We start from the raw sequence: 24,181 nt of genomic DNA on the forward strand, positions 1-24,181 counted from the left end.
GGAGCATTGAGTCTCATGTGCCTTATTTGATCCGCAACCGTTTCGGCTGATGCCCCCTTCAGTGCAGCAGCCGGGCACAGGGGCATTGTAAAATCCCTAACAGCCGTGATAACTGCGATACCAGCGGCAGAATTCGGCCATGCCGTCTTCTATCGTGACTTTGGGGGTGAATCCGCAGGCCTGTTGCAGGCTGTCGATGTTGGCGAATGTCTCCACCACATCCCCGTCCTGCAGGGGCAGGAATTCACACACTGCCTTTTTACCCAGCGCGGATTCAATCGAGGCAATGAAGCGCATGAGTTCGACGGGTTGGTTATGTCCTATGTTGTGAAGCCGGTAGGCGGCCGAACTGGTTGCGGGGTCCGGATTTTGGGAAGGCCAGGACGGATTGGGTTTCGGAATCAATTCCATGATCCGCAGCACGCCTTCGACAACGTCATGGACGCAGGTGAAGTCGCGCTTCATTTTCCCCTCATTGAAGACCTTGATGGGCTTGCCGTGTAAAATCGCATCTGTGAAAAGATAGGGCGCCATGTCCGGGCGGCCCCAGGGGCCGTACACCGTGAAAAAGCGCAGGCCGGTTACGGGCATTTTGTAGAGATGGCTGTAGGCATGGGCCATCATCTCATTGGATTTTTTCGTGGCCGCATAAAGGCTGATCGGATGGTCGGTCGGGTCCGAGATATGAAACGGCATCCGGGTATTGAGGCCATAAACCGAACTGGAACTGGCAAAGACCAGATGCTCAACGGCATGGTGCCGGCAACCTTCAAGCACATGCAGAAAGCCGGTCACATTGCTTTGGACGTAGGTATGCGGGTTCGCCAGCGAATAGCGCACACCCGCCTGCGCGGCCAGGTGGATGACGCGGTTGAATTTTTCAGCCCGAAACAGCGATTCCATCGCCTCCCGGTCGCTGAGGTCCGCTTCGACAAAACGGAAATTTTTATGGGGCGCCAGTTGTTCCAGGCGCGCCCGTTTAAGGCGGACGTCATAGTAGGGGCTGAGATTATCCAGACCCAGCACTTCCGCGCCTTCCTTTATAAGGCGGGCAGCCGTATGATAACCGATGAACCCTGCAGCTCCTGTAACCAGAACTTTCATGATGAAATAAGTCCCCAAACATAGCGGGGGATGGAGGATGGAAAAGCTTTTTAACCGACCGGATAAAATAGTGGCGGATGAAGGACGGGTTTTTCCTTCAACTGGCAGATTCGCAGGATGCAGTCGTGAAAACTTTCCTTTGCGCTCAATAACCGGATTTCCACCCGCAAAAAATACACCGGCAGATCATGGCGGTTCACGCGCGGAAGCCGCACGGCGTCTTTTTCCGTGGTGATCAACGCATGCCCGCCCCGCGTCCGGGTGCGGTTGATGGCGTTGAGCACTTCCTGGTCATTGAACCGGTGATGGTCCGCATAATGTCGGCTGTAAATAATCTTCGCCCCAAGCTGCTTCAGGCCGCCTTCAAAACTTTCCGGCACGGCAATGCCCGCCAACGCGCCCACCTCGCGGTCCATCAGGTAATCCAGGGGTTTTTGCTCCGCAGAGTAAAGGTCCTGCAAATAAAGCGGATGATGGGCGCATTCGAGCATTTCCGCATGTTTGTTGTATTTTCGGATTTTCGCCTTCAGTTCGGAAATATCCGACCCGTCGCATTTTGTGATAAAGACCACATCCGCCCGTTTCAAATGATCATGCGGTTCGCGCAAGGTCCCGCGCGGCAACAAATATTCGTTGCCAAACGGCGCCTGCCGGTCCACCAGCGCGATGTTCAAGCGCTCTTTCAACGGCAAATATTGATACCCGTCATCCAGCAACAGTGTGTCGGCGTTAAAATGCTCAATGGCGTACAGCGCGCTTTTCACGCGGTCTTTGTTCACCAGTACAACCACATCGCGCAGGTTGGACGCCAGCATGAACGGTTCATCACCGGCGTGGCCGGAGTCCAGCAAAAGCGAGCGGCCATCGGAAACCACACGCGGGGGATTGTGCGTGGAGGGGGAGGAAAGCCGCTCGCTCAGGCGTTGCAACAAGGGCTTGGGCAGGCTTTTGTAGCCGCGGCTGAGAATCGCCACTTTCCGCCCGGCCTGGGTCAGGCTCCGGGCAAATTGCTCCACGATGGGGGTTTTCCCGGTTCCACCGACGGTCAGGTTGCCCACGCTGATCGTCAGGCAACCGACGGAATGCCAGCGCATCAGCCGACGGTCATACAACCACCAGCGCAGGCGTACAATCCGGCAATAGACAAACGAGAGCAGATGCAAAAAAATCAGCAGGAGCCGGGCGCTCAAACCCTTGTGCCGTTCGAGAATGACCTCAATGGCAAACTGCTCCAGTTGTTCCAAGGGTTTATTGGCCATAAAATCCGCATTGCGGCGGGTTGGAGGACATGATGAATTGTTTTGCCCGATAATTCAAAATTTATTAACGGTTCATATTCCATGCATCCTGTGATAATAATCCGGGCTGTTTGTGGCATTTAAAACTATGAATTCATCCCAGTCTTCACTCTGGCGGCTTCTCATCGCCCAGACCCAGGTCGTTTTCAACGACAACGCCGCCAAGCTGGTCCTCATCGGCGCGGCTCCTCTTATCCTTTCCAAAACCGAGGCCGACTGGGTGACGGACCTGCTCGCAGTCTTGCTCGTACTGCCCTTCGCCCTCTTTTCGCCGCTTTGCGGCTGGGTCGCCGACCGGTTTCCGAAAAAGACAGTCCTGCGCCGGGCCCTCTACCTGCAGGGCTTTCTGATCCTGATCCTCACCGGCGCGCTGTATTTTCACCAGTTGAAACCGGCCATCGCCGTGTTTTTCTTTCTCGCGTGCCAGGCTTGCCTGTTTTCGCCGGCCAAGCAGGGGGCTTTAAAGGAAATTGTCGGCTCCGCGGGACTGGGCCGCGCGGTCGGCTTGATGGAGTCGCTCACCATTTGCGCGATTCTGCTCGGCAGCCTTGGCGGCGGCTGGCTTTTTGACAGGCTCAACACACATTTCCGAAATCCATGGACAGGCGCCACCATCGCTTTTGCCTGCCTGTCAGCCGGCTGCGGGCTTTCCATCCTGGTTTTTCGCGGCACGGAAACCGGCGGCTCAAAAACGCAGGACCCTTTTAATCCATCATTGTTTTGGAGCCATTTTCGCGATCTTTTCAACCTCTGGTCAAACCGCTCGTTGTTTCTTTGCGCAATCGGCGTCGCCTATTTTTATGCGCTCGGCGGGGCGCTCTATCTCGTGCTGATCCAGGTCGGGCGCGATCTGTACCCGGGCACCAGCCATGCCGCCCTGACCAGCGGCTGGTTTCTGGCCTTGTTGGGGATGGGAGTCATCGCGGGTTCGACAATCGTCATTTATTTCTCCAAACACCGGCAGGAACTGGGTCTTGTTCCGGTTGGCGGGATCGGCTTGACAATCGGCCTCGTATATCTCGCTTTTGCGCCCGCGCAAACTTCCGCGTTCGAAGTGGGGCTGCTCGGCCTTGGGGTTTGCTCCGGCCTGTTTATCGTCCCCCTCAACACTTTTCTGCAGGACCGCTCGCCCGAGGACCGGCGCGGCCGTGTGCTGGCCGCCGCCAATCTGCTGATCAATCTGGGAGGCATCGCTGCCGTCGGCTACCAGGCGCTTTTGGCAAACATCCTGCATTTTTCATCAAGGTCCCAAATGCTGGCCCTCGTTCCTTCCACGCTGCTCGTGGCCCTTTGCATCATCTTTCTGCTTCCGGAAAGCATGCTTCGCTTTTTGCACGGCTTCTGGGGACGCGTGATCTACCGCGTGCGTGTTCTCGGTGCGGAAAATATCCCCTCCGGCGGCGCACTATTCGTCTGCAATCACGTCAGCTATGTCGATGCCATCGTGCTTCAACTGGCCTGCCCGCGCCCCATCCGTTTCATGTCGTTTGACGAATTTTTTTCGGTGCCGTTGCTCGGATGGATCTTGAGGATTTCGGGAGCCATTCCGGTTTCCCCCTTGCGAGCCAAGGACGCCATTCAAAAAGCCGCCGCGAAGCTGCAACAAGGCGAGTTGGTTTGCATCTTTCCGGAAGGGGAACTGACGCATACCGGAAAGATCATGGGATTCAGGAAAGGCTTTGAACTCATCGCGCGGCGGGCGGGAGCCCCGGTTGTGCCGGTACATTTGGATTCGCTTTGGGGCTCCATCTTTTCATTCACCGGGGGGCGCTATTTTTTCAAGCTCCCAAAAAGGGTCCCGCACGCGGCCACGGTCTCGTTTGGCAAACCGGTCCCGCCGGATGCCGCCACGGCTTCCCTGCTGAAGCAACGAATCTTTGATCTGGGCGAAGCGGCTTTTCATTTCCGGCCCGAAGTCACCCAGTCTCTGGGACTGGCGATCATCCATGCCTTGCGCCAAAGGCCCTGGAAAACCTGCCTCATCGACTGCAGCACGCCCCGCAAAAGTTATTCGCGCGCCTCCGTTTTGGGCACGGCCCTGGCGCTCAGCCGTTCAATCGCACAAACACCCGGCAAGCGCGTTGGCATTGCCTTGCAACCCGGAGCGGGCGCTGTGTGGGCCAGCCTGGCCTGTATTTTTTCTGGAAAAATTCCGGTCCATCTCGATCCCAGCCTGGAACAAAACGCAACAGTGGCATTGCTGCAAAGCGCGGGCATTGAAACCCTCATTACGGATGAAGGCAACCGCGGCCGTTTCAAATCTTACCTCCGTTCGGTTTTGGATATTGCGGATTTGATTTCAAGCTGCGGCAAAACCCGGATTTTGCTCGATGCCGCAACCGCGCAATTGCTGCCTCCACGCCGCGTCCTCAACCTTCCAGGGATCGAAAACAAGCCTTGCGGGGATGAAGCCGCGCTGCTGTTCACTAACAATAACTCGCGCGCGCCCCTTGCCGTGCCCCTGACTCACGCGAATATACTTGGCAACATCAACCAGGTGGATTCCGTCAATATCCTGCGAAAAAATGATGTATTGTTAGGCTGCCTTCCCCTCTTTCACGGCGTGGGTTTGACCATGACCCTCTGGCTGCCTTTGCTGAAGGGCCTTCGGCTTGTTACCGTCCCTTCATCACTTGATATCTCAGTTCTTGGAAATGCTGTACACAGCGAAAAAGTCACGCTCCTGCCCGCGACGACTGATACCCTGGCAGATTGCGCCAATCAACTGGATCCGGCACAGTTAAGCAGCGTACGGACCGCAATCGTGGAATCGGGAAAACCCGCGCGGGATTTGATGGAGAGCAACTGGCAAAAACTTTCCATCCCGGTCCTGGAAGGCTATGGGCTGCCGGAAGCCACGACGGTCGTGGCGTTCAATCTGCCCGATCCCCACCCGGACGCAGACAGCCACCAACAAGGGGGCCGGGCGGGTTCGGCGGGACCGTTGCTTCCGGGCATTGCAGTCCGACTCTTTGAACCCGGCAGCGGACGGGAATTGGCGTTGACTGAAACCGGCATGCTCGCCATCAAAGGCATCAATGTTTTCCATGGCTATTTGAATGATTCCGGCAAGACCGCCGAAATACTCCACGATGGCTGGCTGCTGACCGGCGACCTTGCCCGTTTTGACGATGACGGTTTTCTTTATATTGAAGGACCGATTCCGCGTGCTTCCATTCCACCCCGTTTGATTCATAACACGGAAACACCCGCGAATTAATGCGGATTTACTTTCATAAAAGGGGATTCCGTTGAACCACGAAAATCTCAAACAAAGAATTGGCCGCAAAAAGTCGCAAAACACGCAAGAATGGAAGCAAGCAACAAGCAGATTGTTTTCTCGGAGTCCTTTTCTTTACGCCCTCGCGCTAATCCTGTTTTCGAATCAGCGCCTACCTACGGTAAAAACTTTTTGTTTTCTTTTGTGCAATTTGCGCCTTTTCGCGGCCAATGTCGTTTACCTCATCCGCTAAAAATAATTCAACTGTCTGCTTGCCGATTACACGATTTTACGGCATGGGTTTGTGATGCAAGGCTTTGAAGATATCAAGAATGGTTTCACCCGTATCCTGGGTGACAAGAATTGGCCGTGGAAAATACTGCTGGCCGGCTTTCTGCTCATCAACCCCTTCCTGCTTGCGCTAGCCCCCAGTTACTTCGCAGGCGTGGGCCCCGACTGGGTCAGACCGGCTTTTTTGGGCGCTCTGGCCTTTAATATCCTGAGTTTCTGGTTCCCACTCGGATTTACCTATGAAGTCTTGCGCCGCGCGCGCACGGGCAAGGGGAAACAACTGCCGGATTGGAATATCCACCGGCTTCCACGCTACGCCAAAGAAGGATCAATCAAGCTCATACTCGCCATCACCACCCTGATCCTTCCGGCCGCCCTTTGGATGGGGCTGTGCTACCTTGTTTTTATCTGGCTCTTGGACATGCCCCAGGCGCTGCTGCCCCTTTTCCTTCCACCCATCATGCTGTTTGTCATACCCTTTTGCGCGGTGGCTTGCTGCCGGTGGTTGGACGGCGCTTCCGTTTTGAATTGCGCCTTGAACTACAAGGAAAATTGGCGGATGCTCAATGCAGGATTGCCTGACTATCTTATCACCTCGGCTTTCCTCGTCGGCGTCAATGCCGTCACCACTTCGCTCTTTTTTACCATACCCTTTGCCGCCGTTTTCGGCCTCTGCCTGGTGGACACCTGGTTCGGCCCCATCTTCGCCCGTACCGCTAAAAGGCCGGTTCAAAAGCCCAAAACCCGCATCCCGCCCCGCAAGCGCGCCCGCTAGATCTGCTCGCGATTTCCCGTGAAATGACGCAAAAGGAATCTTTGTTCGCACACGGGACGAATCCGTCCCTTGCCGTACCTTTTTCTTTCGCAATTTTCGCGTGTTTAGCGGGCGGCAAGCAGGGTATAATTTCGCCATGAGTGCATTCAGGCGGCGGGTGGGCAAATCCTTGTTTTTTTTGGATTGGATTAAACGCCATCCGTTTGCCAAATGGGTTTTGGTTTTGCTCCTTGCCGTTCCAGCCGCATTTTTTCTTTATTATTCGATTTGGGCTTTGTCGTTTGATATGGAAAAGATCTCGCACATGCCCGAGACCACGATTCTGTATGACCGCCACGGCTACGTCATCCAACGGCTCTACGATGAAAACCGCATCCTGATCAGGAGTTCCCAGATTCCCGATGTGCTTCGCAAAGCGGTCATTGCCAAGGAGGATGAACGTTTCCTGTATCATCCGGGCTTTGACCCCATTGCCATCACCCGCGCGCTGTTTATCAATCTGTTCAAAGGACGGATATCCTCCGGCGCCAGCACAATCACCCAGCAACTGGCCCGCAACTCCGCCGGCATGTTCGCCCGCACATTCGACCGTAAGTTGAGGGAAGCCTTCCTCGCCCTGCGCATCGAATTTGTTTTTTCCAAGGACCAGATCCTCACATTTTATCTCAACCGCATTTACTTCGGCGGCAACCTCTACGGGATCGGCGCGGCTGCCGACGCCTATTTCGGCAAAACGCCGGATGAGTTGAACCTTTCCGAAAGCGCCATGCTCGCCGGGATCATCGCCGGCCCGAACAGTTTTTCACCCTGGAAAAATCCGGCCAAGGCCCGCGAGGCGAGGGCCAAGGTCTTGGAGCGCATGGTAAACTCCGGCTATATCAACCAAAAGACGGCCGATGCCTGCAACCGCCAGCCTCTCACCCTCCGGCCGCTTATGGACAAACCGGGATCCTATGTGACAGCCGCCGCCCTCGCTGAACTGCCCTCTTTCCTAACACAGGACTATATCTACCGTGGCGGGCTGCGCATTTTTACCACGATCGATCTCGCTTTCCAAAAGGCGGCCGAGCAAAACATTGAAAGCTCCCTGTCAAACATCGAGCGCATGTCCGGGTACGCCCATACTACGCGCGCCCAATACCTTGCAGGCCGCCAAAGCGAATCTGAAACGCCCGACTATCTCCAGGCGGCCTTCGTTGCCATTTCAAACGCGGATGGCGGGATCCTCGCCATTGTCGGCGGACGCAACTTCGATGAAAGCCCCTACAACCGGGCCATGCTCGCCCGCCGCCAGATCGGATCGACGGTAAAACCGTTTGTCTATTCTAATGCCTTCAACACGCTGGATTTCACGGCATTTACGGAAATCGACCACAGCACGTTTGATCTTCGGAAACCGGATGACACCGTCGTCCCCGTGGGACCCGACCCGGAGTTCATCACTGTCAGGCAGGCGCTGGAACGAAGCGACAATTATGCCGCCATGCGCACCGGATTGAGCTCGGGCCTGGACAATTTTTGTTATTTGTTTGAACAGGCTACGGGAGTCCGTCCGCAGGCATTTCCCTCAAGTCTGTTAGGCTCCTGCGAGGTTTCGCCGTTCGAGCTCGCAACCGCTTACACCATTTTCCCAAATCTCGGCGTCCGGATCAAACCGCACTTGATTGATAAAATCGAAACGCACGATGGCGTCCTGGTATTCCAGCACACGGACGAACGGAAGCGCGTTCTGTCACCCCAGATCGCCTTTCAGATCAGCCATTTGCTGCAGGGCATTGTCGATAACGGCACCGCCCAGCTCCTGCGCAGCGAGTTTGGATTGACGGGAGACATCGGGGGCAAGACCGGAACGACGAACGAGTACCGCGACAGTTGGTTTGCCGGATACACCAGCGAGATCACGGCGGCCATCTGGATAGGTCTGGACCATCCGAAGACCGTCATCCCCGGCGGCTATGCCGCTCGGCTGGCTGTGCCGACCTGGGCCTCCATCATGAAACTGGCCAATGATAATTATAAACCCCGGCCCCTCGCTCCACCACCCGGCGTCTCCCTCCAACAACAAAAGAAGGAGGAAAAAGTTTTCTTCTTCTTCTCAAAGTCCTCGGTCAGCGGGCAGTCGGAATACGTCCGCGACGACCAGCGCAACAACGCCCTCGCCCGGTTGGATCAAAATACAAGCCAGGCCCTGGCGGAAATGCAGAATCCCGCCAAGCCCTGGTGGCAACGCGCTGTCGATGTGCTCTGGAAACCCGATCCTGACGAGCCACAGCCTGCCAATACGGATAATCCCGATAACCCTCCGCCCAAAGCCCAGCCGGTGGATTGAAGGATTTCTGGATTGTCGCTCGCTACGCTCCTCCTAATGAACAGAGGTGACAATATGTTGAAAGATAGGATGTTAGCTAAAACGCCAACGGCGTTTCGCCTTTCAGCCCAGGGTTGCGAGGAACGAGCTACCCTGGGTAAAATAAAAAAATCATCCCGAACCCTGAAAGCGGTTCCGGCCAGTCTTCACGCAAGCCATGATACCACAACTCCTTCAGAGTTGGGGATATTTTTACAGATACCCAGGGTAGGCCCTCGCAGACTCGTGCCAACCCTGGGCTGAACGACGCTACTGCGTTGCGGTAGGCCTCCAGTTCATTCCCGCTCAAAACAGCTTTTTTGAGCGGGAATGAACGGGAAATTTTGGAGTGCGTCCGCCACGGCGGACGCTTTTTACTCGCGACCCCATGTCGGAGTTGCACTTTTGCGGAAAATCCAAAGCGGTGTCGCGCCTCCGGCTTGCCACCGCACTCCATGTCGCCTGATGGTCAAAATGATTTTCGTTATAAGATTCTGCATTTTAACATGTTGCCACAAGTGTTCATTAGGAGGCCCATCCTGGGCCGTGGCGATCCACTATTTTGATTCCACATCAACAAAATCGATGACTTGTGTATAATCGAAAACTGACAAGTGTGTTTCCATTTGTTAGGCTTTTGGCTTTTTGAACTTTTTTCCGCAGCTCTTGCAAATGTAATTGTCCCGCCCGAAGGGCAGGGGTAATGAGAAAATTATGATGGAGAATAAAGCCATTCTTTTCGAGAGGTCATTCGGCGTGACTGAGGTGGAATCACAATAGGGGCAATGTACGGGCGAAACAGCATCGCTCGCAGATGCGTTGGCGGAAGCGATAAGTTCGCGGACAGCTTCCTCATGCTCGGGAGGGACCTGAATGCGAATGCCCCCAATCGCAGTGATCGTAGTCCATGCATTTTGCGCCATGAACTCGTCGGGTATAAAAGCCGGAATCCCGCTGCCCTCCAGATATGACCTGAGAACAAGCGCCTCATCAAGACTGTATCGCGTGGCGATGGTGATCATATTCAGCCAGCCACTACCCACATCGTGTTGGGAGTTTAGGTCTCAGTTTGATTTTCCTTTGGATAATGAGATCAGATCGTCAATCGTTTTTGTAGGGAAAGATGACCCATAAGACCCCGCCATTCCGATAAATTTTTTATCCGGGAGATTCACAACAATCTCGAAATTTCGTTTTTCCTTGTTGTGCCATGTGCTCCAATCTTTCTGAGTCGCGTGCAAGGGGTCAGGGCCGTAAAATCGAAGTACAATTCCAGAGTCGCCTGGAATATACTCAGTCTCAAATCTGGTTCCCATGCTTGGAAGCATTCCATTGGGATGTTCGACACGTCCCAACTTTGCATTGGCCCAAATCGTAGGGACATCAAGATATTGTCCTGCGACCACATTGTCTTTTGATAACGCCAGAAACACATTTCCAACAAGATCCGAAAGCTCGGAATTTTGTTCATTGAAGCTTTCAGCACTGGCATTGAGAGCCAATAGTCCGAGCATGTACAGGGACAAAACTGCAGTTTTCATAATTCCCCTAACGTGAGCTTAGCCTTAAGCTTGCTTATGCATATCAAACCGCGGCTCCGAAGCAAAGTCGAATCGTTCGGCGCAACAGCCTCAAATAAATATAAATGTGACGCCACGGAGGTTGTCCTCCGTTTGCTTTGATCTGCTTCTTTCCGCAGCCATACCTTTGACGGAAATCCAAAGCGGTGTCGCGCCCCGCAGTCGCGGGGTTTGCCACCGCACCCCACATAAACCTGTGTTCGTTCTAACTAAAAGCGCATTTTGGTTTTCCTGCGCCTTGGCGTCTTATGTTCGCACACGGGACGAATCCGTCCTCTGGCGGACCCTTTGCGTTAAATCTTTTCGAGGATAAACCTCGCGGCCGTCAGTGCGGATTCCGGCCGGTTGATCCGGTGCAGATTCTCACGCCACTGGCGCCAGATCGCCCCGTTGTTTTCCAGCGCCTTCTTCACCCATTCCGCTGTCTCCGCAGGCTGCTCCGCCAGCGCACCGCCATCGGCCCGACGCACCAGCTCCCAATTCCCCTCTTCCTGCCCCGGCACAACCTGGTTGAAAATGGGCGGGCATTCGGCGGCAATCGCCTCCTGGGTCGTTGCACCACCCGCTTTGGTGATGACCAGATGATGGCTCATCAGGAGTTGTGGCATCCGGCTGGTCCAGCCGATCAGCTCCACCCTGTGTTCCTGCCCCCTGCAAATCTCACGGATATCCGCGGTTAATTTTTCGTCCCGCCCCACTGCGATGCTCAGATCGATCTCTTCATGCGCGAGCAGGCGCCGCACCAGCTCGGGCGCTTTGGCCTTTCCGGAGTTGATGATATAAAGCACTTTCGGCCGCCCTGCCGCCGGGTCCAACGGAATGCAGCGCCGTTCCGGGAGCGCAAAATCCAGTTGCACCGGAAAACCAAAGACCTTCATTTTTTCCGAGGGCACGCCCGCCTTTTCCATCAGCGCAAAGGTTTCCGTATTGGGCACGACAAAGTATTCGCTGGGGGCCCGGTACCAGAGCGAATTGATCGAAATCGAATCCGTGACCACGGTCAGATGCAAATAATCCCTGCGCACGCCGCGCCTGGCCAGCCGTTCGATCAAAAAATTATAGGCCGGATAGGTACAGCAAACCGCCGCAGGCTTTTTTTCAGCCAGGGTTTTTTCCAGCACCTTTTCCAGCGGCGCAAACGTAAACAGCGTGGACTCGAACAGGCGCGGCCTGTCCAGGAGCTTGTAAAACCATTGCCAGAGGCGTGGGGTCTTGTTGATGGCGCTGATATACAAGCGGCGCGTGAAACCATTCGTATGCGGGTAGGCGGTCTCGAACAAATCCAGCACTTCAACCCGGACTTTTTCGCCCCCCAGATGGACCAGAGCCTCACCCAAATTCCGCGCGGCCGAGTTGTGCCCTTCTCCAAAACCGGCGGTTAAAATCAGAATGGTTTTCAAGAATGTGTGGATTGTGTTAAAGCGTCGTCGCGGATTAAACCAGAGATCGCCAGCCTGCGGCTACAACAATCCTTCCGCTTCCAGTTGCTCCAGCCGCTTTTCGTTTAGATGATCGATCACTTCCTCAAGACCGGGCAGTTCGACCAGTACATTGAGCGGGAGCAGATTATCGGCATAGGGCAGACCGCTCGTTTCCACCACGCGGCGCCCTTTGGTGATATAGACCCAGGCAAAATCGTCCCCGGACACGACCCGGAATTGCAAATGATCGTCCCATAAAATATCATCGGTGGAGTGGACGGTAAAGGTGGAGGTCCCGGCCTGCGGCCCCGGATAGACCTGTTCCAGCCGGTCAAAGGTCTCCAGCCACCAAGCCGCAAATTCCTTCAGCTCCGCCTCAGTCAGGGGGCCTCCGAAAAGGCCGACATAGCTCTTGGAAATCATGGAAACATCCTACTTTGAAATCCAGAGTCGAAAACCTTAAATTCACGCGATTCTAGACAGCTTGCCAAACTTCGTTTAACGTTCTCCGTTTTCCGAACAAAGGATAAGCTATGATTTTAGTCACAGGTGGAACAGGTTTTGTGGGGCGGGAAGTGATCCGGCAATTGGCCGAGGCGGGACATTCAGTGCGGCTTCTGGTCCGCAACCCGGATCGTGCCCGGGAACTGTTTTCATCCACCTCTTGTGAATTGGCCCCGGGGGATATTCTTGACAAGCCATCCCTCGAAGCCGCCATGCGCGGCGTTCAGGCCGTCATTCATCTGGTGGGCATCATCTCCGAAGGCTGTGGCTCCACGTATCAACAGATTCATGTCGAGGGCACACGCAATGTGATCGAAGCTGCTAAAAACGCAGGCGTTAAACGCTACCTCCACATGAGCGCCATCGGCACCCGGCCCCATGCCCCGGCGCCTTACCACCAAACCAAATGGCAGGCGGAGGAAATCGTCCGCTCCAGCGGCCTGGCCTGGACCATCATCCGCCCCTCGATCATTTACGGTCCAAAGGACCATTTCACGACCCTCATTTCCCTCCTGCTTCAATTCCCTTTCAATCTATTGACGCTATTCGCGCTGCCTTGCCCGAATGACGGTGAAACCCTGCTCCAGCCCGTCCCGGTCGGCGATGTCGCCCGCTGCTTCATTCGCGCCTTGTCCAATCAAACCGCAGTCGGCAAGACATACGAACTGGGCGGTGAAACCATCACGTACGCCGACATGATGATCGCCATCGCGCGGACTGCGGGTCAAAATCCAAAGCTTGTGGACGCCGCCCTGCCCGCGAGCCTTTTCCTGGCGCCACTCCTCTTGCTGCGCGGTTACCGGCCGTTGTTGCTGCCTCTGCCTTCGGCTCTGGTCAAGGCTGCAGCCTGGCTGTTTGAAATCGTTTCCCCCATCCCGTTGCTCAATTACGGCCATGCCCTGATGATCGAGGAAGATCACCATGCGGACACCGCCCAGGCGCGGGAAGACCTGGCGTTTGTGCCGGCAAATTTTAAGGATAATCTCGGGTACTTGAACTCGAAATAGAACGGGGCGTTTTTCTCGCGCTAACCCGCAAAGCGCGCCAGGACAAATCCGCCAGATTACGGATTCGTCCGGTGTGCGAACATTCTCATCCGCAGATTTACGCAGACGAGCGCGGATTTTTAAAATCCAAACAAAAGTTTAGCCACATTCGGTGATCCCGACAGGGACTGCCGGGGTAAAACACAAGAATCACAAAGAACCATGAACATAAAACCAAGAACGATCTTCAATCTGTGGATAGAATCTCGGCCTTTTGATTTGCGCTTTTTGCGTCATGGCCTGGAGCGGTTAACGCATTTTGTTCCTCGTCGTCCAGCAGCGTTTCGATCCGCGCGGCCAGCATCATGATCTCATCTTCCAACGTTTGCATGCGATTGCGGATACGCAGCTCCTCCAATTGATCGGCAATCCAAAGTTTGTAGCCGGCCACGTTCATGACAAGATAGACCGCCTGCTGGGCCACGAGCGACCAGTGTTCACGGTATCCGGCCACGACAAGCCAGATGAAGTCGGCCACCATGAAAATCAGGAAACTGCTGGGTTTTTTAAGAAGGCACCAGTAAAAACCAAACAAGGAAAGAACTGTGGCCACCCATTCAGCGGGTGTGCTGAGGGTCAAAGTCCACTGGCCTGTGGCCAGCGATTGCCAAAGTGACACAAACAGGTTCATAACCACACACTTTCATTTCTCTTTCCTACCTGAAGCTTACTCTTCGGTTTGAATTTGAGCAAGGCACCCAAAAAATATAAGCAGGGCTTACAGCGCTTAAGACAGTAAAGACCAAACCCTCTCTGTCGGCATTTATTAACTTTAATGATATAGTTGAACGAATATCGTAATTTTAGATAAATTTAGACCTGTTTAGTCCTATAAGTCATTAATTTCACTCAAAAGCACTGTTACGTCCTATTCAATCATTCAGCCGTAGCATCCTTCCACTAAATCCACGCGTTTTTTACAAAAATACGGCCTGCGCCCCTCCATGTCCCTTCCTTCCACCACCGTTTTAACAAGTTAATAGCGGTAAATATCAGCCGCCGCTTTCGCCCCGGTCCAAATACCATCTTTGTGGTTGTCGGACGCAAGCCTTTCCCGCCATACTCGCACCTTATGCCAACCGCGCTTATTACCGGTATCACAGGCCAGGACGGTTCTTATCTGGCGGAATTTCTCCTGGAAAAAGGTTATCAAGTTCACGGCATCATCCGCCGCTCTTCCTCCTTCAACACCGAACGGCTTGAACGGATTTACCAGGACCCGCATGACAGCCACGCCAGGATGTTTCTTCATCACGGCGACCTGAGTGATTCGGTTTCGATCCTTCGGCTTGTACAAGACATCAAACCCGATGAAATTTATCATCTCGGCGCCCAAAGCCATGTCCGCGTCAGTTTTGATATTCCCGAGTTCACCGGCGACGTGACGGGGATCGGCACCCTGCGATTGTTGGAAGCAATCCGGCATTCCGGAATTCAAGCGCGGTTCTACCAGGCCTCGAGCAGTGAAATGTTCGGGCTGGTGCAGGAAGTGCCGCAAAAGGAAACCACCCCGTTTTATCCCAGAAGCCCCTACGCAGCCGCGAAGGTTTATGCCTATTGGGTCACGGTCAATTACCGCGAAAGTTACGGTATTCACGCCAGTAACGGAATTCTGTTCAACCATGAATCCCCGCGTCGTGGCGAAACATTTGTCACACGAAAGATCACCCGCGCCGTGGCCCGCATCAAGGCCGGCATCCAGAAAAAACTGTTCCTCGGCAACCTGGACGCCAAGCGCGACTGGGGTTATGCGCCCGAATACGTCGAGGCCATGTGGCTCATGCTTCAGCAGGACAAGCCGGACGATTATGTCATCGCCACGGGTGAAACTCATTCCGTTCGCGAATTTTTGGAGGAGTCCTTCCAGCACGCGGGTCTGGATTGGAAAAAGTATGTTGAAACGGACCCCAGATTTTTGAGACCCACCGAGGTCGATTTGCTCATCGGAGACGCAAGCAAGGCCAGGAAAGCGCTAAAGTGGCAGCCGAAAGTCACCTTCAAGGAACTTGTAAAAATCATGGTAAATGCGGACATCGAGGCCTTGCGCCAGGAAATGAGCGGAGAAAAAGTCCGCATGTAGTCCATGAACCTTTTGATCACCGGAGGCTGCGGTTTTATCGGATCCAATTTCATCCGTCTCAGCCTGAACGACCCCGCAAACAACGGGCTTCATATCTTCAACCTGGATGCCCTGACCTATGCCGGGAACCCTGAAAACCTGAAGGATCTGCCTGCCGGACGCCATGAGTTGATCGAGGGCAATATCTGCGACAGCGCACTGGTCCTGTACCTGCTGCGCCGCCACCAGGTGGATGCAATCGTGCATTTTGCCGCCGAATCCCATGTGGACCGCTCCATTGATGCCCCAGCCGCCTTCGTTCAAACCAATGTGGCGGGCACCCTCTCCCTGCTGGAAGCCGCGCTGGCTTATTGGAATGAGGTGAAAGCCGGCCCCAAAAGCAATTTTCGGTTTCTTCATGTCTCCACGGACGAGGTTTACGGATCGTTGGAACCAACGGGCCCGCCTTTCACCGAAAGCTCGCGGTATTGTCCCTCAAGCCCGTATGCGGCGTCCAAGGCGGCTTCGGACCATCTTGCGCGGAGCTTTCACCACACCTACGGTCTGCCGGTGCTGGTCTCCAATTGCTCAAACAATTACGGACCCTATCAATTCCCGGAAAAACTCATGCCGCTGATGATTCTTAATGCCCTGGAACGCAAGCCGCTGCCGATATACGGGCGGGGCGACAACATCCGCGACTGGCTCTATGTCGAGGACCATTGCCGCGCGCTCACGCTCATCTTGAAACAGGGGCGGCCCGGGGAAACCTACCTTATCGGTGGAGAGTGTGAACGCAACAATATCGAGATCGTGGACGCCCTCTGCGGGGTTTTGAATCAATTGGCGCCGGGAGAGGACGCTTTCGATTACAAGCAGTTGAAAACATTCGTCACAGACCGGCAGGGCCACGACAAGCGCTACGCGATGAACATTTCAAAAATTCGCCGGGAACTGGGCTGGCAGCCCCTTGAACAGCTTCAAACCGGCCTGCGCCTCACCGTGGAGTGGTATCTCAAACACCGGGACTGGTGTGAAAACATCGCCCAAAACCGTTACCAACGCCAGCGGCTAGGATTGGGACAACAAACCTGACATATGAATAAGACCAACTCGCAATTAAAGAGAAAGGGGATCATCCTTGCAGGCGGCTCGGGCACGAGGCTCTACCCCATCACACGGCCCACAAGCAAGCAGCTCCTGCCTGTCTATGACAAGCCCATGGTGTATTATCCGCTTTCCCTGCTGATGCTCGCCGGCATCCGCGATATCCTGCTCATCTCCGATCCTCAAAGTCTCCCTAACTACGAACGTCTTCTGGAAGACGGCAGCCGTCTCGGCTTGAATATCTCATACGCGCCGCAACAAAAACCGGCCGGTTTGGCGGAGGCATTTCTGATCGGGGAATCCTTCCTGGACGGCCACCCTTCTGCCCTGGTCTTGGGCGACAATCTGATTTACGGACAAAATCTCACCGAATTGTTGCAGGGCGTTTCTGAACGAACCCAGGGCGCCACCATCTTTGGTTATCGTGTGATCAATCCCGCCAACTATGGCGTGGTTGAGTTTGATGCGGATGGCCGGATCCTGTCCCTGGAAGAAAAACCGTCGAAACCCAAATCCTCCTATGCCGTACCCGGCTTGTATTTCTACGATGGCAGCGCCGTTGCGCGGGCCAGAAAGTTAAAGCCTTCTGCGCGCGGCGAGTTGGAGATCACCGATCTCAACCGCGATTACCTGAAGGACGGCCAGCTTCATCTTGAGCTCTTTGGCCGTGGCAGCGCATGGCTGGATATGGGAACCTTCGACGACCTGCTCGAGGCCGGAAACGTGGTCAAGGTGATTCAAAATCGCCAGGGCCTCAAGATCGCATGCTTGGAGGAAATCGCACTTTTTCAAAAATGGATCACCCCGGCGGAATTGGATCGGTCGATTCAAAAAATGGGGTCCAATAGTTACAGCGAATATTTGAAATCGCTCGTTGCCGAAAACAGGATTTAACGCGAAGGGTCCGCCAGAGGACGGATTTGTCCCGTGTGCGAACATAAGACGCAAAGACGCAGAAGAAGACATTTTTTGGAGTTGGGGTATGCTGCATTTATCCCCCTGACAAGGGGGAAGAAAAGGGGGTTTGCGTTGGTTGCGAAAAAGCGTCCGCCAAAGTCCGCCGCGGCCGACGGAGTGCGAACAAAAGGCGCAAGATGGAAGAAATTTTTACCACGAAATACACGAAAGGAAGACATCTGTATTTTTTGCTTAAAAACTTACAAAGTTTAAATTAGAATTGAAGTGCCATTTGCATTGCTTTTTAACAATCAGTGTTTATCGGTGTCCACCTGCTCGCGACGAATGTCGGAGTCCGTGGTTCAAAATGTCTTTTGCTATGCATTAAAATGGAACCTCATCTGAAAATCGCCTTTATACGCAGAAACTGGTCGCCTACGGGCGGCGCGGAAAATTATCTCGTCCGGCTTGTGAATCAAATTAAAGCGGCCGACTACCATGCCACTCTGCTCTGCGAATCCTGGAACCGCAATTCCGAACCTTTTGATGAAATTGCAGCCCTGTCGGTAGTCAGTCCCAATTTTTACAAACCCGCACGTTTCGCCACACTGGCCAATCAGTATCTTGAAAGCCATTCTTTTGACGTCGTCTTCAGCCTCGAACGCGGCATTCGCTCGGACATCTACCGCGCAGGCGACGGAGTCCATCTCAGTTGGTTGCAACATCGTTTGGTGGAAAGCCCGTTGCTCGGACGATTGCGGAACTTTTTCAATCCAAAAAACCAAGTCCTGAAACATCTGGAAATGGCCACATTCCATCCCTCCAACACACGGATCGTCATTGCCAATTCGGAGCTGGTGCGGGATGAAATCCTGCGATTTTTTGATTTTCCGGAAAATCAAATCCGGGTGGTGCCCAATGGTGTCGATGTCTCTTATTTTTCTTCCGGGAACCGCGCTGCCGGGCGCAGAGCCCTGGGCTGGGGAAACGCTGTATTTGTGGCGCTGCTGGTCGGCGCAGGCGCGGAACGCAAGGGCCATGCTGCGGCGCGGCGGGTGGAGGCACGTTTGAACGGAAAACTGCGATTGCACATCGTGGACAAACCCGCGCCCTGTCCTCTGCCGGATTTGTATGCGGCGGCGGATATTTTTTTATTCCCGACGCTCTATGATCCCTTTGCCAACGTGACCCTGGAAGCCATGGCGGCTGGACTTCCCGTGATCACCACGGCCTGCAACGGGGCTTCGCAGGTCATCGTGTCGGGACAAAACGGCTATGTCGTGCGCGACAGTCGCGAGACCGATACAATGGCGGCCTACGCACTGGCCTTACTGGACCCCGAACTGCGCAAACGGATCGGCCACGCCGCCCGCAAAACAGCAGAGGAATATACCCTCGAGCGAAATGTTAAAGAAACTTTGGCGGTACTGTGTCAAAAGTGTCAAAAGGGGTCTGTCAACTATTCCTGACAAGCTTTATCCATTGTTGGTGTATTTTGTGTGTGTAGATTTTCCTGAATATCAGCCTTCGCACCTGATTACAGACGTTTCCCAGATATCCTCCCGGCGGTCTGCCCGGGTCATGACATGGTAGAAAGCCCAACCATATTCAATCCGCAGTTGTCGCGCCATCGGCTTACCCTGCCATTCGCTTGGTTTCTGTCAAGAATAGTTGACAGACCCCTTTCCCTTACGCTTGTCAGGGGGATAAATGCAGCACCAACGCAATCCAAAATCAAACCTTGCTGCCGGCGCGGCGTCGCGCCGTTGAGCCCAGGAATTTCTTGCGCATCCTCAGGGTCTGCGGCGTGATCTCCAGATATTCGTCAGGCCCGATGTATTCCAGTGCCCGTTCCAAACTCATTTTGAGCGGCGTGCTGAGCTGGATTCCCTTGCCATCGCCCTGCGAGCGCATGTTGGTCAGATGCTTGGCTTTGCAGGGATTGGCCAGCATGTCGTCCGGCCGCGAATTTTCCCCGAAAACCATCCCCTCGTAAATCTGTTCGCCCGGCCCCACAAACAACTTCAACCGTTCCTGCAGCAGATTCAGCGCATAGGCGGTGGTTTCACCCGCCTCCATGGCAATCGCCACGCCGTTGGCACGGCTGCGGATATCGCCCTTGAACGGCCCGTATTCCTTGAACAAATGGCTCATGATGCCCATGCCCTTTGTCAAATTCAGCAGGTCGGTTTCAAACCCGATCAATCCGCGCGTCGGGATCACGGCCTCCAGCAAAACCGACTTCGCCTGGTGCTTCATATCGACGGTTTCGCCCTTGCGCTCCGCCAGGTTTTGCAGGACATCGCCCAGGTTTTCCGAGGGCACATCCACATAAAGCATTTCGTAAGGCTCCAGCACGTTGCCATTGATGTCCTTTTGCAGGATCACTTCCGGCCGCGAAACCATGACTTCAAATCCTTCGCGGCGCATCTGCTCCACCAGGACGGCGATTTGCATTTCGCCGCGGGCGCTGACGATAAAGCAGCCCGCCACATCGGTTTCCTTGAAACTCAGGCTGACGTTGGTGCGCGTTTCCTTGACGAGCCGTTCCATGACATGGCGCGCGGTCAGGTATTTGCCTTCCTTGCCGGCCAGCGGGGAATCATTGACCACAAACTGCATCTGGATCGTGGGCGGATCGATGGCCATGAAAGGAAGCGGTTCGCGGTCTTCGCGGTCCGTGACGGTTTCGCCGATGAAAACGTTTTCCAGCCCGGACAACCCGATGATGGTCCCGGCCGTGGCTTCCTCGACCTCGATCTGCTGGAGTCCGTTGTAGGAAAAAATCTTGGTGACTTTGCCCTTTTCCTTGTCGCCATTTCCATGCAGGCAAACCACCGGATCGCCAACTCGTACTTTGCCGCCGAGGATTTTCCCATAGGCGATACGCCCGACGTAATCGCTGTAATCCAGGTTCGCCACAAGCATTTGGAAATGGGCGTCCAGATCAGCCGCCGGCGGAGGCACGTGCGATACGATGGTTTCATACAGCGCCTGCATTCCCTGGGCGCGCATTTCATCCGTCACCGAGCCTTTCCACTCTTTCGTGGCAAAGCCTTCCTTGGCGGACCCATATAGAACGGGGAAGTCGAGCTGTTCATCCGTGGCGTTGAGTTCCAAAAACAGCTCGAATATCATGTCAAGGACCGCATGGGGGCGGGAATTTTCACGGTCCACCTTGTTGATAAACACCATCGGGCGCAATTTGGCTTCCAACGCTTTTCTCAACACAAATTTGGTCTGCGCCTGCGGCCCGTCAAAGGCGTCCACGACAAGCATCACGCAATCGATCATCCGCATGATGCGCTCAACCTCGCCTCCGAAGTCGGCGTGGCCCGGGGTATCGACAATGTTGATGTGATACTCGTGCCATTTGAAGCTGGCGTTTTTCGCCCGGATGGTAATGCCTTTTTCTTTTTCAAGGTCCATGGAATCCATCACGCGTTCAACCACGGCCTGATTGCTCCGGAACGTGCCGGATTGGCGCAGTAATTGGTCCACCAAGGTTGTTTTACCGTGGTCGATGTGGGCGATAATGGCGATATTCCGGATGTGTTGCATAGCGTTGTTCCCGGTAGGGGAACATACGGTCTAGCAGGGTCTGGAGTTTCGGCAACCCCGAAAGCGCGGCGCGGGCATCTTTAATAAACGATCGAAACGGGGGCGCCGGCGCGCACTTTGAGAATTTCCGCGGCTGGCTTTTCCCTGAAGCTCAGCTCAAAATTATCTTCACTGTTGAAAATGGCAAACAGCCGGTCCTCAGGGCCGTTGGCATAGGTTTTGACCACCGGCAATGACGAAACCTTTCCATCCATGCTGACTTTGACCAATTTCCCGGTCGGGTCTTGTTCAAAGAGCTTTCGCGGAACGTTTGTGATTACATTGCCATAATGGTCGATATGCACAACATGCGCGGTAATCTTCGTACCCAGCCGTGTGGCGGAGTCCAGTTTCAGGCGTGTAACCGTTTTCAGCGGCGGGCCAAAGTTCGACAACGTTTCTCCCGCCGCCACATGGGCCGCCACCGGGCCGTAAATGTCACGGCCATGAAAGGTTTCAGACACCATGCCGGGGCGGAAGTATTCGGGTTTCGTCAGCTCATAGACCGACTCAATTCCCTCCCGCTCCATCACACTGGTAAAGATGCCATTATCGGGGCCGATAAATATCCGCCCTTCCGTAGTCTTTAAAATGATGGCTTTTTGCTCCGTCCCAACTCCTGGATCCACCACGACCACAAAAATGCTTCCGGGCGCGAAATACCGGGCCGTTTGATCCACCAGATAACTCGCTTCGGGCAGATTAAAAACAGATATCTCATGGTTGAGATCCTCAATCCGGGCTTGCGGGTAAATCGAATAAATCATCCCCTTCATTTGGGCGACGTACGCGTCCCGGGTTCCGTAATCGGTCATAAGTCCGATCAAAGGGTGTTTTCCACTCATGGATGAATCTCCGCAGGCCGTCAAAATGAGCAGCGCCAAGACACCAGTTCCCCGCCTGACCCAACCGACGTTCTTTGGTTTCGGCATAAAGATATGTTGGAATATGGTGTGCAGGTCTGAAAATCAGGCCCATGCACCCGGCAAACCCTGGCCACACGGCCCGGCCCGCCTTCCATTAGAATTTATACACCGGGAAAAAAAATTTGAAAGTTATTCACGGAAAAATGTTACAAATGATTTTTACGCTTTGCTCGACTTCACCGTTTCCGTAGCATATCCTACCTATTCTTAAAAGGAATTGAGGCAGAGTTTAGGATTCATGACGACAACGCAGTTACCGGAATATTTGCAATTTCACGGCCAGTCCCGCGACACGGGCCGCTTGGTCGTACAAAGCTCATCCAAAGCGGGTTACATTTATCTTTTGGACGGGGATGTGGTGTATGCCGAGGCAAATCCCCAAAACGGCATGTTGGCGTTATTTTCATGCATGACCTGGCCTGACACCACCATCCGCTGGGAACCCCGCCAGGTCGCGCCCAAGGTCCAGTTCCACCTCTCGATTGACGAATTATTGTTCCAATTTGCCCAGCTCGAAGATTCCGGCCAAACCGACCAGGCCGCGCTGATCGGGCTCTTTGCCGAGAATGACAAGAACGGCGGCGTCCGGCTGATGGATCTGAGCCATTACGCGGTTTCCTTCGAGGTGTTGAACACCACCTTCAAGGGGTTTGAGTTTGTCCTGGAAAAGGAAAATACCCTGATTGGACGGCTTGATGACTGCGATGTCATCCTTCCCGAAGGCTCGGTCACCGGCCATCATTGCCGCATTGTACTTGATAAGCATTGCGTGCGGATCATCGACCTTGGCTCCACCAATGGGACATTCATCAACGGGGAGCTTATCAGCGAACACCTGCTCCAGGTCGGCGACGACTTTCAAATCGGGGCCATTTCACTAGCATTGCACCTGAGAATGCGCAGAAAAATCGAGGAAGAGGCCGGCTCTCAGCAGGTTTCTTCCCAACCCGCGGCGGTTCCCCAGCAACGGAACCTTCCGCCCCTCCCCGATTTCAACACCCAAAAGCTCGATCCCAAGCTGCTGCGGAAGCGCACCTCGAAAATAGCAGGCCCCATCACCTGGAAAAACCTGGTCGAGGATGAAAAGCGAAAGACTGGAAACACCAGCCTCTTCAGCAAGATGTTCGGAAAGAAATAATGCCCGCGACGAACGGGTATTTATTCCTTCAGCAAGCGGAGCAATTCCGAGGGTGACGCCGCTCGAAGCGGCGAGTGTCGATAGTCTTTAGGGTTCCGGGTGGCGATGGCTTGCGCCCTGAATTCCAAAGCAATAACAACCTGCATGGCGCCTTCCAGATCATTCATGGGCAAATCAAGCGCCTGGCGCATGTGGTGGGTTCCCACAGGGGGGATTTCAACAAAGGAAACCAAGTCCTTGATAAACAACCGGGCGCCTGGATCGCAAAGATAATGGAGATTGGAAAGGGAATGCCAGGCTGCAGCAGCACGACCGGGATGCCTCTCGGCCCAATCCAACAATGCAGCCGAAGCTTCGAAGTGAGGTTCGCGACGCAAGGCAACATCAAGAAGAATGTCGCAATCAATGAGAATACGCATGTCGGATGCCGGGCATGGTTCAAACCATTCCGTATTTGGCGCGCAATTTCACGGATCGGGGGTCTTTCGATGTAGTCGGCTCAAGCTTCCCGCCCCACCTTTTGGAAAAAGGCTGGCCGACTCTCCGACTCATGACTTCCCCGGCACTTTGGCGCAGCAATTGTTCCACAAGGCCGGACACACTGGTGCCATGCCTGCGGGCAGTTTGTTTGGCCCGGTGCGAAACCTCCGGATCCAAAGTCAGTGTCACGCGGATTTTCATATACTTACTCTATATGCGTATGCATATGCGTCAAGCGAATAGACTCTGCGGACGTCACGCTAGAGCGTATTCATATTAATCAGCCGCTAAAAGGCTGTACAATGCTTGAGGGATTCCGTACAAGATTGGGATGAAATCCTACAGTGCTGATTTACGGGCCAAGATAGTCAAACGCCGGGAAAAGGGG

Annotated in this window: 20 protein-coding genes; 10 read left to right on the forward strand and 10 right to left on the reverse strand. The window is 54.3% G+C overall.

All coding sequences use genetic code 11. The features are described from left to right. Nucleotides 1–96: 96 nt before the first annotated feature. Both PHD76_11225 and lpxK read right to left on the reverse strand, forming a co-directional pair. The gene (locus PHD76_11225) at nucleotides 97–1,104 is read right to left on the reverse strand and encodes an NAD-dependent epimerase (GenBank protein ID MDD5262405.1); all 1,008 of its coding nucleotides are present in this window, start codon (nucleotides 1,102–1,104) and stop codon (nucleotides 97–99) included. 50 nt (nucleotides 1,105–1,154) lie between these two features. Further along, the gene (lpxK, locus tag PHD76_11230; protein ID MDD5262406.1) at nucleotides 1,155–2,363 is read right to left on the reverse strand and encodes a tetraacyldisaccharide 4'-kinase; all 1,209 of its coding nucleotides are present in this window, start codon (nucleotides 2,361–2,363) and stop codon (nucleotides 1,155–1,157) included. Nucleotides 2,364–2,490: 127 nt separating this feature from the next. On the opposite strand from lpxK, the gene PHD76_11235 reads away from it, so the two are divergent. The 3 genes from PHD76_11235 (at nucleotide 2,491) to PHD76_11245 (ending at nucleotide 9,017) form a co-directional block, all read left to right on the forward strand. Continuing rightward, a complete protein-coding gene (locus PHD76_11235; protein MDD5262407.1) occupies nucleotides 2,491–5,622 on the forward strand; it encodes an MFS transporter in 3,132 nt (1,043 codons plus the stop codon). Nucleotides 5,623–5,929: 307 nt separating this feature from the next. Continuing rightward, complete coding sequence (locus PHD76_11240) at nucleotides 5,930–6,688, forward strand: DUF4013 domain-containing protein (protein MDD5262408.1); 759 nt, start codon at nucleotides 5,930–5,932, stop codon at nucleotides 6,686–6,688. Between the two features lie 136 nt (nucleotides 6,689–6,824). Then, nucleotides 6,825–9,017, forward strand: a complete 2,193-nt coding sequence (locus PHD76_11245; protein MDD5262409.1) for a transglycosylase domain-containing protein — start codon at nucleotides 6,825–6,827, stop codon at nucleotides 9,015–9,017. 1,082 nt (nucleotides 9,018–10,099) lie between these two features. Here the strand turns inward: PHD76_11245 and PHD76_11250 are convergent. The 3 genes from PHD76_11250 to PHD76_11260 form a co-directional block, all read right to left on the reverse strand. Continuing rightward, entirely contained in the window at nucleotides 10,100–10,576 is a 477-nt protein-coding gene (locus PHD76_11250) for a hypothetical protein (GenBank protein ID MDD5262410.1), read from the reverse strand. Between the two features lie 332 nt (nucleotides 10,577–10,908). Beyond that, entirely contained in the window at nucleotides 10,909–12,015 is a 1,107-nt protein-coding gene (locus PHD76_11255; protein MDD5262411.1) for a glycosyltransferase, read from the reverse strand. A gap of 60 nt (nucleotides 12,016–12,075) precedes the next feature. Further along, nucleotides 12,076–12,459, reverse strand: coding sequence for a hypothetical protein (locus PHD76_11260; protein MDD5262412.1), 384 nt, complete (start codon nucleotides 12,457–12,459; stop codon nucleotides 12,076–12,078). Between the two features lie 110 nt (nucleotides 12,460–12,569). Between PHD76_11260 and PHD76_11265 the strand changes: the two genes are divergently transcribed. Beyond that, nucleotides 12,570–13,547, forward strand: coding sequence for a complex I NDUFA9 subunit family protein (locus tag PHD76_11265; protein MDD5262413.1), 978 nt, complete (start codon nucleotides 12,570–12,572; stop codon nucleotides 13,545–13,547). 226 nt (nucleotides 13,548–13,773) lie between these two features. Here the strand turns inward: PHD76_11265 and PHD76_11270 are convergent, their stop codons facing one another. After that, a complete protein-coding gene (locus PHD76_11270) occupies nucleotides 13,774–14,217 on the reverse strand; it encodes a hypothetical protein (GenBank protein MDD5262414.1) in 444 nt (147 codons plus the stop codon). A gap of 441 nt (nucleotides 14,218–14,658) precedes the next feature. On the opposite strand from PHD76_11270, the gene gmd reads away from it, so the two are divergent. From gmd to PHD76_11290, 4 genes are all read left to right on the forward strand, one after another. Then, the gene (gene gmd, locus PHD76_11275; protein MDD5262415.1) at nucleotides 14,659–15,666 is read left to right on the forward strand and encodes a GDP-mannose 4,6-dehydratase; all 1,008 of its coding nucleotides are present in this window, start codon (nucleotides 14,659–14,661) and stop codon (nucleotides 15,664–15,666) included. A 3-nt stretch (nucleotides 15,667–15,669) separates the two neighbouring features. Next, nucleotides 15,670–16,740 carry a dTDP-glucose 4,6-dehydratase gene (gene rfbB / locus PHD76_11280; protein MDD5262416.1) on the forward strand — a complete coding sequence of 357 codons (1,071 nt, stop codon included), beginning with the start codon at nucleotides 15,670–15,672 and terminating at the stop codon, nucleotides 16,738–16,740. 3 nt (nucleotides 16,741–16,743) lie between these two features. Then, entirely contained in the window at nucleotides 16,744–17,646 is a 903-nt protein-coding gene (rfbA, locus tag PHD76_11285; GenBank protein ID MDD5262417.1) for a glucose-1-phosphate thymidylyltransferase RfbA, read from the forward strand. Between the two features lie 392 nt (nucleotides 17,647–18,038). Beyond that, nucleotides 18,039–19,118 carry a glycosyltransferase family 4 protein gene (locus PHD76_11290; GenBank protein ID MDD5262418.1) on the forward strand — a complete coding sequence of 360 codons (1,080 nt, stop codon included), beginning with the start codon at nucleotides 18,039–18,041 and terminating at the stop codon, nucleotides 19,116–19,118. A 265-nt stretch (nucleotides 19,119–19,383) separates the two neighbouring features. Here PHD76_11290 and typA read toward each other — a convergent pair whose 3' ends face one another. Beyond that, nucleotides 19,384–21,210 (reverse strand): translational GTPase TypA, encoded by a 1,827-nt coding sequence (gene typA, locus PHD76_11295; GenBank protein ID MDD5262419.1) that lies wholly within the window; start codon nucleotides 21,208–21,210, stop codon nucleotides 19,384–19,386. An 80-nt stretch (nucleotides 21,211–21,290) separates the two neighbouring features. Further along, nucleotides 21,291–22,094 carry an SAM-dependent chlorinase/fluorinase gene (locus tag PHD76_11300; protein ID MDD5262420.1) on the reverse strand — a complete coding sequence of 268 codons (804 nt, stop codon included), beginning with the start codon at nucleotides 22,092–22,094 and terminating at the stop codon, nucleotides 21,291–21,293. On the opposite strand from PHD76_11300, the gene PHD76_11305 reads away from it, so the two are divergent. Then, nucleotides 22,093–22,386, forward strand: coding sequence for a hypothetical protein (locus PHD76_11305; protein ID MDD5262421.1), 294 nt, complete (start codon nucleotides 22,093–22,095; stop codon nucleotides 22,384–22,386). The two genes, PHD76_11300 and PHD76_11305, sit on opposite strands and share 2 nt — an antisense overlap. 27 nt (nucleotides 22,387–22,413) lie before the next feature. Then, on the forward strand, nucleotides 22,414–23,313 hold the full coding sequence (locus PHD76_11310; GenBank protein MDD5262422.1) for an FHA domain-containing protein: 900 nt from the start codon (nucleotides 22,414–22,416) through the stop codon (nucleotides 23,311–23,313). Nucleotides 23,314–23,333: 20 nt separating this feature from the next. Here the strand turns inward: PHD76_11310 and PHD76_11315 are convergent, their stop codons facing one another. Together PHD76_11315 and PHD76_11320 are read right to left on the reverse strand one after the other, a co-directional pair. After that, nucleotides 23,334–23,732, reverse strand: a complete 399-nt coding sequence (locus PHD76_11315) for a PIN domain-containing protein (GenBank protein MDD5262423.1) — start codon at nucleotides 23,730–23,732, stop codon at nucleotides 23,334–23,336. A gap of 19 nt (nucleotides 23,733–23,751) precedes the next feature. Continuing rightward, nucleotides 23,752–23,994: a DUF6364 family protein gene (locus tag PHD76_11320; protein MDD5262424.1), complete on the reverse strand. Its 243-nt coding sequence runs from the start codon at nucleotides 23,992–23,994 to the stop codon at nucleotides 23,752–23,754. Between the last annotated feature and the right edge of the window lie 187 nt (nucleotides 23,995–24,181).

The sequence above is a fragment of the Candidatus Methylacidiphilales bacterium genome (assembly GCA_028713655.1).
In the GTDB taxonomy this organism is placed as follows: domain Bacteria; phylum Verrucomicrobiota; class Verrucomicrobiia; order Methylacidiphilales; family JAAUTS01; genus JAQTNW01.